The sequence below is a fragment of the Gordonia sp. 852002-10350_SCH5691597 genome, assembly GCF_001665715.1.
In the GTDB taxonomy this organism is placed as follows: domain Bacteria; phylum Actinomycetota; class Actinomycetes; order Mycobacteriales; family Mycobacteriaceae; genus Gordonia; species Gordonia sputi.
The window spans coordinates 1-9,459 of record NZ_LZMO01000243.1; the positions used below are offsets into that span (position 1 = coordinate 1).

The 9,459-nt window shown below is 66.7% G+C and carries 10 protein-coding genes and 1 tRNA gene; 4 read left to right on the forward strand and 7 right to left on the reverse strand.

From position 1 onward, the window contains the following. Positions 1-399 (forward strand): serine aminopeptidase domain-containing protein (locus A5777_RS18030; protein WP_197502414.1); only part of this gene is annotated, 399 nt, incomplete at its 5' end. Positions 400-489: 90 nt separating this feature from the next. On the opposite strand, the gene rplA is transcribed toward A5777_RS18030, so the two are convergent. The 5 genes from rplA to A5777_RS18055 form a co-directional block, all read right to left on the reverse strand. Further along, positions 490-1,206 carry a 50S ribosomal protein L1 gene (gene rplA / locus A5777_RS18035; RefSeq protein ID WP_064863699.1) on the reverse strand — a complete coding sequence of 239 codons (717 nt, stop codon included), beginning with the start codon at positions 1,204-1,206 and terminating at the stop codon, positions 490-492. A gap of 116 nt (positions 1,207-1,322) precedes the next feature. After that, positions 1,323-1,754, reverse strand: a complete 432-nt coding sequence (gene rplK, locus A5777_RS18040) for a 50S ribosomal protein L11 (RefSeq protein WP_005209147.1) — start codon at positions 1,752-1,754, stop codon at positions 1,323-1,325. Positions 1,755-1,863: 109 nt separating this feature from the next. Next, entirely contained in the window at positions 1,864-2,718 is an 855-nt protein-coding gene (gene nusG / locus A5777_RS18045) for a transcription termination/antitermination protein NusG (RefSeq protein WP_064863700.1), read from the reverse strand. A gap of 82 nt (positions 2,719-2,800) precedes the next feature. After that, positions 2,801-3,274, reverse strand: coding sequence for a preprotein translocase subunit SecE (gene secE, locus A5777_RS18050; RefSeq protein ID WP_064863701.1), 474 nt, complete (start codon positions 3,272-3,274; stop codon positions 2,801-2,803). 38 nt (positions 3,275-3,312) lie between these two features. Next, a tRNA-Trp gene (locus A5777_RS18055) sits at positions 3,313-3,385 on the reverse strand. A 348-nt stretch (positions 3,386-3,733) separates the two neighbouring features. On the opposite strand from A5777_RS18055, the gene A5777_RS18060 reads away from it, so the two are divergent. Then, positions 3,734-4,606 (forward strand): type IV toxin-antitoxin system AbiEi family antitoxin domain-containing protein, encoded by an 873-nt coding sequence (locus tag A5777_RS18060; protein WP_064863702.1) that lies wholly within the window; start codon positions 3,734-3,736, stop codon positions 4,604-4,606. A 118-nt stretch (positions 4,607-4,724) separates the two neighbouring features. Here A5777_RS18060 and A5777_RS18065 read toward each other — a convergent pair whose 3' ends face one another. Continuing rightward, positions 4,725-6,143: an aminotransferase-like domain-containing protein gene (locus tag A5777_RS18065; protein WP_064863705.1), complete on the reverse strand. Its 1,419-nt coding sequence runs from the start codon at positions 6,141-6,143 to the stop codon at positions 4,725-4,727. On the opposite strand from A5777_RS18065, the gene A5777_RS18070 reads away from it, so the two are divergent. Further along, a complete protein-coding gene (locus A5777_RS18070) occupies positions 6,142-7,146 on the forward strand; it encodes a DMT family transporter (RefSeq protein ID WP_082933741.1) in 1,005 nt (334 codons plus the stop codon). The two genes, A5777_RS18065 and A5777_RS18070, sit on opposite strands and share 2 nt — an antisense overlap. After that, on the forward strand, positions 7,143-8,459 hold the full coding sequence (locus tag A5777_RS18075) for a diacylglycerol/lipid kinase family protein (protein WP_064863704.1): 1,317 nt from the start codon (positions 7,143-7,145) through the stop codon (positions 8,457-8,459). Before A5777_RS18070 ends, A5777_RS18075 begins: the two co-directional genes overlap by 4 nt. A 131-nt stretch (positions 8,460-8,590) precedes the next feature. Here A5777_RS18075 and A5777_RS18080 read toward each other — a convergent pair. Continuing rightward, positions 8,591-9,459, reverse strand: an 869-nt coding sequence (locus A5777_RS18080) for a fused (3R)-hydroxyacyl-ACP dehydratase subunits HadA/HadB (protein WP_064863706.1), incomplete at its 5' end; no start/stop codon positions are given.

The following is a 9,459-nucleotide window of genomic DNA, read 5'->3' on the forward strand; positions in this document are numbered from 1 at the left end:
GCGCGCTACGGCCCCGACGCCTTCCCCACGGCATGGGTGGCGCGCGATCCCGGGGTCGTCCGCGACCACGCCCGCGACCCCTTCAACAATTTCGGCGCACCCATGTCCGTGCGATTCATCCGCGGCTTCGTCGACCTCTACGACGCCGTCAACGCCGACACCTGGTATCCGACAGTCCGCTCCGACCTCCCCGTCCTCATCCTCGCGGGCGACGCCGACCCCGTCGCCAACTTCGGCGAGGGCGCCTACCACGTCGGCAATAAGCTCGCCTCGAGCGGCCACTCCGACGTGCGCACCCGCATCTACACCGGCTACCGGCACGAGGTGCACAACGAACCCGAGATCCGCGACGAGGTGGCCGACGAGATCATCGCCTTCGCGCAGCGCTGCGGTGGATAGTCACCAATCCGCAGCCTCAGACGCAGAAGCCCCCGAGCACCAGTGGTACTCGGGGGCTTCGAAGCTGTTGCGCTACAACAGATGACGCTCTCAGTCCTGAGGAGCCTCGGTGAAGTTGCGCGTCACGGCCGGGTCGACCGGGATGCCCGGGCCCGTCGTCGTCGAGACGGTCACCTTCTTGATGTAGCGGCCCTTCGCGGCCGACGGCTTCGCACGCATGATCTCGTCGTAAGCTGCGCCGTAGTTCTCGGCGAGCGCGGTCGGCTCGAACGACGCCTTGCCGATGACGAAGTGCAGGTTGGCTGCCTTGTCGACGCGGAAGTTGATCTTGCCGCCCTTGATGTCGTTGATCGCCTTGGTCACGTCGGTGGTGACCGTGCCGGTCTTCGGGTTCGGCATCAGGCCGCGCGGTCCGAGGACACGCGCGATACGGCCGACCTTGGCCATCTGATCAGGGGTGGCGATCGCGGCGTCGAAGTCGAGCCAGCCGCCCTGGATCTTCTCGATCAGGTCTTCGGCGCCGACCTCGTCGGCACCCGCTGCTACGGCCTCAGCGGCCTTGTCGCCTGCGGCGAACACGATCACGCGGGCAGTCTTACCCGTGCCATGAGGCAGGTTGACGGTGCCTCGAACCATCTGGTCTGCCTTACGCGGGTCGACGCCCAGCCGGATTGCGACCTCGACGGTCGAATCGGTGTTCTTCGACGACGTTTCCTTCGCCAGCTCAGCAGCCTCCAGCGGGCTGTAGAGCTTGTCCTTGTCGACCTTCTCGGCCGCGGCCTTGTAGGCCTTGCTGCTCTTGCTCATTGCTCTGTTCTTTCTCCGTATTGATGATTCGGGTTGGTGGTGTGTGGGCCGAGCCGGCCCTCCCACTCAGCGGGCTGATCAGCCCTCGACGGTCAAACCTGCGCGAGTTCGCAAGCTCACTCGACTGTGATACCCATCGACCGCGCAGTACCGGCGATGATCTTCGCGGCCTGGTCGATGTCGGTGGCGTTGAGGTCTTCGGCCTTGGTCTTGGCAATCTCGCGGACCTGGTCCATCGAGACCTTGCCGACCTTCTTGGTGTGCGGCTCACCCGAACCCTTCTGCAGACCGGCGGCCTTGAGCAGCAGCTTCGCTGCGGGCGGGGTCTTGAGCTTGAAGTCGAACGAGCGATCTTCGTACACGAAGATCTCAACCGGCACGACGTTGCCACGCTGCGACTCGGTCGCGGCGTTGTACGCCTTGCAGAATTCCATGATGTTCACGCCGTGCTGACCGAGCGCCGGACCCACTGGCGGGGCCGGGTTTGCCTGGCCTGCCTGGATCTGGAGCTTGATGATCCCGGCGAGCTTCTTCTTCTTGGGAGGCATCCTTGTTCCTTGTTTGTTTCTTGCAGATCCACGTCCGCTGGAGGCGTGGAAGTTCATATTCGGTGTGTCACCCGCTCCCTGAGGAGCGAGCTTCTCGAAGGGCGCGCGACTAGATCTTCTCGACCTGGTTGAAGCCGAGTTCCACCGGCGTCTCACGACCGAAGATCGACACGAGCACCTTGACCTTGCGCTGCTCGGCGTTCACCTCGCTGATCGACGCGGGCAGCGTGGCGAACGGGCCGTCCATGACGGTGACCGACTCGCCGACCTCGAAATCGACCTCGACGACCGACGTCGCAGCCGCTGCGGCCTGCTCGACACTCTCGGCGCCCTTGGCCGTGGCCTTCTTCGCGGGGGTGCGCGGCAGCAGGAACTGCAGCACTTCATTGAGACTCAACGGCGACGGCTTGCTGGTCATTCCGACGAAGCCCGTGACACCCGGGGTGTTGCGCACCGCGCCCCACGACTCGTCGTTGAGGTCCATGCGCACCAGGATGTAGCCGGGCAGCACCTTGCGGTTGACCTTCTTCTGCTGGCCGTTCTTGATCTCGGTGACCTCTTCGGTCGGGACCTCGACCTGGAAGATGTAGTCGCCGACGTCGAGGTTCTGCACGCGGGTCTCGAGGTTGGTCTTGACCTTGTTCTCGTAACCGGCATAGCTGTGGATGACGTACCACTCGCCGGGTGCGCGACGCAGTTGCTTGCGCAGTTCCTCGGCAGGGTCGACCTCTTCCTCTGCTTCGGCCTCTGCGGCGTCGGCATCAGCTGCGGCGTCCTCGGCAGCTTCTGCCTGCTCAACGGCCTCTTCGCCGCCGTCGACGGCTGCGGCGTCGTCCTGTGCGGCCTCGACCTGCGCCTCGGTGCCCGGATCGTCGGTCTCGTCCACGGTCGCTTCGCTCCCGGCGTCGGTGACGTCGGTCTCGACCGTGTCGGTCGGGTCGAACTCGTTATCCGGGGTGCTCACTGCAGCCCACGCTCCTCTTTCATGAAGTTGGTCGTCCGTCGGATGACCCGGTCGGGAGCGGGCTCACCTGAGTGAGCCCGAATCAGCCGAGGATCCAGAGAACTAGCTTGGCGAAGCCGATGTCGATCCCGAAGATGAACGCGGTCATCACCACCACGAACACGAGCACGATGATCGTGTACGTGATCGTCTCGCGCCGCGTCGGCCAGATGACCTTCTTCATCTCCGAGACGACCTGCTGCATGAACACCCAGATCCGCACAAACGGATTGCTGCTCTGCTCGGACGCCTTCTTTACCTTGCGTTCCTTGACGGCGACTGCGGATCCACCGTCGGAATCCGCATCGCCGTCTGTCGTGTCGACGGCAGCCGCCGACGAGCGACGACGCCCCGAACGCTTACCCGTCGGGCGAAGATCGCCCGACGACGCATCCGAGGCTCCGCCATCTGCGTCCTCGACGGCGTCGTCGCGGGTCTCGAGCTCCTCCGCTGCCGAATCGGCGGCGGTGGACTGCCCGTCGTTTTTGGCGCGGGCTGCTCGATCTCGCTTGCTCACCTTCGAGGTCCTCTCGTCAACGTATGCCCTCTCCAGGGCAGGGGCGACAGGACTTGAACCTGCAACCTGCGGTTTTGGAGACCGCTGCTCTGCCAGTTGAGCTACGCCCCTTTGCGGCTGCGCTCACTCTCGCGAGTTCTGCAACCACCGGTCATGGTCGACCTGCCGGAACCAGCCTACCGATCCGAAACCGATGGGCCGTCGCCGACAAAACCAACGCGCCACCCTATGGGCGGCGCGCAAGTCAAGGGTAAACCTGACACTTCAGTGTAGAACACCCGCCCCGGTTAACCCAAAACACTTCCTGCACCGACCCATCCCGACCAGCACGGATCCGCGTGATTCTCCGGTTGCCCAGACGCTCGGATTCCGCGCCTCTGGGCAACCGCAAGTTTGCGGCTCCCGGCGCGGAACCTCCGGACATGGAACCTCAGGGCATCCCGCTGCGTCCGAAACCGCATGACCACGCTCGCGCAGCACCTGTCCACGCACGACGGCGTCATCACTCTCGCACAGGCGCGAGCGCTGGGCGTCAACAGGCATTCGGTGCGGCGTCGACTCTCCGCGGGCACGTGGGTGCGCGAGGCGGAGGCGACGTTTCGGGCCGTCGACCATCCACGCACAGCACGCGTCCGAGTCCGGGTCGCGGTCGCATCGGTCGGCAAGTCCGCTGTGCTCGTCGGGTCGTCGGCCGCATGGTGGCACGGCCTGACCGGCACGTTTCCGTCGAAGATCACCGTCGCCACCCAGGTCAAGGGCCGCCACTCCGGTGCGTCGTCGGGCGTAAAAGTCACGCATCGCCGCCTGCACGAACCCGACATCGTCGTGGTCGACGGGCTGCGCGTGGCATCGGTGGCAACCACCCTGCTCGACGTCGCCGCCGACGGCGACACCTCGACCGTCGACAACGCCCTCCTCAAACACTGCGTCACCATCACCGAACTCGACGACGCCCTGCGCCGCTACCCGCGGCGTCGCGGCGCACCCGAGGCACGACGACTCTTCGACGCACTGCGCTCCGGTGCGCGATCCGAGGCCGAACGCGCGGCCACCGCACTGTTCGACGCCCACGGCATCACCGGGTGGACGGCCAACACCGAGGTCCTCGGGTACTTGCTCGACTTCGTGTTCCGCGACGCGCGACTCATCGTCGAGATCGACGGCTTCGCGTTCCACCGCGACGCCAAGACCTTCCAACGTGACCGGACCAAACGCAACGCACTCCTCACCGACGGCTGGCGGATGTTGAACTTCACCTGGGACGACATCACTCGACGCCCCGACGCCACGGCCCGCCAGATTCTCGACGCCCTCGACGCATCAGCCGCTTAGTGGGCGCACGCTTAGCTGCAGCACCCCGACTTCCGGTTGCCCAGGCGCGCGGATTCCGCACCTCTGGGCAACCGCAAGCTCACTCGCCCGCCAAACACCGACTAACACGACGCACCGACTAACACGACCCCGCGAGGATCTCGACGGCCTCGGCGTAGCGGTCGGGTCCCGCGGCGGCGTAGCTGAGTCGCACATACGGACCGGTCGGCTCGGCCGGGAACCACTCGCGGCCGGCCACCACCGACAGCCCGCGTGCCAGCGCCCGAGCCGCGACCACGTCCGGGTCGGTGGGCACATCCCCGACGCCCCTGTCTGGCACCCGAATACTGTCGGGCAGTCGGACCCACAGGTGCAGCCCGCCCGGCGGTGGCGTGGCCGTCAGCGACGGTTCGGCGCGCAGCGCGTCGAGCAGGGCGTCACGCCGCGCGCCGAGCCCGCGTCGCAGCCGCTGCAACGATGTGCGCCATGCGGGCCTGGTCACGACGTCGAGCGCGGCGAGCTGCAGGATCGGCGACACGTACAGATCGGAGAGCGCCAGCGCACTCTCGATGCGCTGACGCACCGGTCCGCGCGCCATCACCGCGGCGACCCTGATCGACGACGACATGCTCTTCGTCAACGACCTGAGGTAGACGACGTGACCGTTCTCGTCCGCGGAGACGAGTGTTCGCGGCACGGTGTCGACGCCGAAGTCGTGCGCCCAGTCGTCCTCGACGACGAATGCCCGATGCGCCGCGACGACGTCGAGCACCTCGGCCCGCTGCTGCGCCGACCACTGCTCGCCGGTCGGATTGGCGTAATTGGGCTGGGCGTAGAAGACGCGCGCACCTGATGTCGCGAACGCGGTGTCGAGGTCGACGGCGCTCGGTGCGCCCCCGGTGCGGGCGACGGGCACGATCACCAGCCCTGCCTGGCGTGCCGCGGCGATCGCACCCCAGTAGGTCGGCGACTCCATCACGATCGCCTCACCCGGAGCGGCGATCGCCCGCATCGTCGCGGCGAGCGCGGCCTGTCCGCCCGAGGTGATCACGACGTCGGAGTCGCGCCAACCGCGATCGCCACCCTCTGCGAGCTCGCTCACAAACCAGCGACGCAGTTCCGGAACGCCCGCGACCGGCGGTCGCGTGAACGCCGCGGCCTGCCTCGACACACGACGCACCGCGGCCGCGACAGGCTCCTGCGGTAGCAGCTCCTGGTCGGGGTATCCGCCGTGCATGGCGATGGTGTCGTGCGGGACCATCCGCAGCGTCGACCCGGTCGCGGGGATTCCGGAACGCTCCGGTCCGAGCGCTGCGGTCTGCCACCCGATGTCGCGTCTTGTGGCGAGGCGTCGAGCAGCAACGAATGTTCCCTCACCCGAACGTGTTTCGACGATGCCGTCGGAGACCAGCGTGGCAAGTGCTCGCTGCACGGTCACCGGACCGGCCCCGAACTGCTTGGCCAGCGCCCGCGTCGACGGCAGCCTCGAGCCCGGCTGCTCACGCTCGGCCAGCACTCTGAGGTGTTGCGCGATGCGCGAACTGCTATCGTCGAACATGAGAGACAATAGTAGCGCTATCGCGTCAAGTTCGACGCCGCTATCGCTCCAGACATCAACCAGCGGCCTGGCCTGGGGCTTCGTCGGGGTGGCCGCGTTCTCCTTCTCGGTGCCGCTGACCCGCATCGCCGTCGGTTCGGCAGGCACGCCAGGACTCGACCCGCTGCTCGTCGGATGCGGTAGGGCCGTCGTCGCGGCTGCGCTGGCCGTCGTCGTGCTCGGTGTCGCGCGCACCCGCTTCCCCACCGCCCGTCAGTGGCTTCGTCTGATCCCGGTCGCCGCGGGCGTCGTCGTCGGATTCCCGCTGTTCACCTCACTTGCCCTGCGACATTCCGATTCCGGTCACGCCGCGGTGATCGTCGGACTGCTTCCCGCGATGACAGCCGTCGTCGCGGTCACACTCACCCGCGAACGTCCCGGCGCGCGGTTCTGGATCGGTGCGTCCGCGGGTGCCACCGCGACGGTCACGTTCGCGCTCCTCGCGCATGGCGGAGCATCGTCGAGCAGCATCGACGACGTCTACCTGCTCTGCGCCGTCGTGCTGGGCGCGATCGGGTATGCCCAGGGCGGCATTCTCGCGCGCGAACTCGGCGCGTGGCAGACCATCTGCTGGGCCCTGGTGCTCGCGCTGCCGGTCATGGCGATGGCGTCTGCCCGGTCGATCCACCTGCGACCGCCGACAGACATCAGCGCGGCACAGTGGACGTCATTCGGATATCTCTGTGCCGTCAGCATGTTCCTCGGATTCTTCGCCTGGTACCGCGGACTCGCGATCGGGCCGATGACCGTCGTCAGTCAGACTCAACTCGTCCAGCCCGTCCTCTCGGTGGCGTGGGCGGCGCTGCTGCTGCGTGAGTCGGTGTCGCTCGGTGTCGTCGCCGGCGGCATCGCGGTGATCGCCTGCGCTGCGTTCACCGTCAGGAGTCGAACCCGCGACAGTTCCGTGCGTCCCGGCCCGTTGTCCCGCCTCAGGCCTGGTCGGCTGCGTATCGTGGGCGGATGACACAATCTGCGGGACAACGACGCGGTTTTGCCATCCTCTCGCTCGCCTCGGGTGCTCTCGGCGTGGTGATCGCCATCGTCTCCGCGGGTAACCAATTCCCCGTCGGACTCATCGCACTCGTCCTACTCCTTGTCGCCGCGGGACTCGCCGTCGACGGCTTGTTCAACATCGGGAACCGACGCCTAGCCGAACTGATCATCGCGGTGATCCTGGTTGTCGTCGCCATCGTCATCGTCGTGCTGCGCAGCTGGTGGCTGCTGATCGGCACACTCGTCGTGATCGCGCTGTTTGCGATCGCCGTCGCAGCGGCGTCGCGAGCGTTCCGGGTCTCGGTGCCGTTGCCCATCGTCGCACCCCCGAGCGCTCCCGTGCTCATCTACAACCGACGGTCCGGCGACGGCAAAGCCGACCGGCTCCACCTCGCCGATGAAGCGGAACGTCGGGGTTACCGGACCATCGAACTGGTCAAGGGAGACGATCTGCGAGCCCTCGCCGAGGGCGCCGTCGCCGACGGTGCCGACGCACTCGCGATGGCTGGCGGCGACGGTTCGCAGGCGGTCGTGGCCGACGTCGCGGCGTCGCACGATCTGCCTTACGCGTGTATTCCCTCGGGCACCCGCAATCACTTCGCACTCGACCTCGGCGTCGACCGCGACGACGCCGTCGGAGCCCTCGATTCGCTCGTCGAAGGTGGAGAACGTCGCGTCGACCTCGGCGTCGTCAACGGACAGGTCTTCGTCAACAACGTCTCGCTCGGCGTCTACGGCGAAGCGGTCCAACGCGAGAGCTACCGCAACGCGAAAGCCAAAACGCTGCTCGACGTCGCGTCGCAGGTCCTCGGACCCAACGCCGACCAACCGTCGGTCTCCTGGCACGACCCCAACGGCACAGAACACGAGTCGGTCGCGGCAATCATGGTGTCCAACAACCAGTATCGCCTCGGACACATCATCGGATCGGGTACCCGCCCGAGCATCGAGGACGGGCTGCTCGGCGTCGCAGTCATCGCCGATCCGGCATCACGTCCCGGTTCGACTCGGCTACAACACCTCTGGAGCGAATGGGTGGCGCCGACGTTCGAGATCGATTCGGACACCGACCTCAACGCCGGCATCGACGGCGAGGCCGCCACACTGACCGCGCCCGTGCGCTTCGAGATCCGCCACCAGGTGCTGCGCGCCCGCATCGCTCGCCAGCACCCCGGCGCCTCACCGTCGGCCGACGTACCGGACGGCGCCCTGGCTTCGGTCCGCGCCCTCTTCCGCATCGCGCTCGGGCAGCCGGTCCACGTAGCGACGCGTCGGGCCGCCTGAGCACTCCAACCCGCCTGCCGAGCGCCTCACCCGCTGGTCGAGCGCCTAACCGCCACTCGAGGCTAACCCTCTGGTCGAGCGCCTCACCCGCTGGTCGAGCTTGTCGAGACCACCCAGCCGAGCCGCGGGCGTCAGTTGAACTGCACGTGCGCCTGGGCGCGGCCGAAGATCTTCCGGTCGCCCTGCTTGGCGACGATGCTGATCACGCCGCGTCGGGTCTCCGGGTCGAGCGACTTGATCTTGCCCGTGAAGTCGACGTTGGCGTAGGTGTCGGGGTAGACGTACACCGGGCTGGTGAAGCGCACGTTGTACTCGTAGATCGCGGCTGGATCACCGACGAACTCGGTGATGAAGCTCGCGCCGAGGCCCATCGTCTGCATGCCGTGCGCCACGACAGTCTCGAGTCCGATGACCTTGGCCAGCTCGTCAGAAAAGTGGATAGGATTGGGATCTCCCGCGACACCCGCATAGTTGACCAGGTTGCCGCGCGTGAGGGTCTTGGTCATCGGGGTCAGCTCCTGGCCGACCTCGAGGTCGTCGAAGTTGATTGCCGAGTACGGCTTCGGCGCAACCACCGGGTCCGGATCTTGGTAGCGATCGAACGGTCCGTGCACGCTGCGCGGCAGCGTCGGCTCCTTGTCGACCTTCATCATGACGTGCTCGAGCTCGTCGAGGACCTCGGGATCGGCGTCGACGGCCGCCCGTGCGACAAGGCTGGTGAAGGTCGTCATGACCGGCTCGTCGTGCTGGTTCCAGATGATGTTCTTGGTGACCATCACGTCCGGCCCGCCCATCTGCCGGAACGACTCCAGTGAGACGTCGCAGATCAGTCGGTCGCCCACCTTGATCGGCTGGTGGAAGATCAGCCGCTGGTCGGTCTGCATGATCTGCCACAGGTCGTAGCCGGTGACGATGTCTTCGAAGAGCCGACGCTGCGCGATGATCCCGAGCACCGAGACGAAGGTCGGCGCTGCAATCAGGGTGTCGTGACCCATCTCCG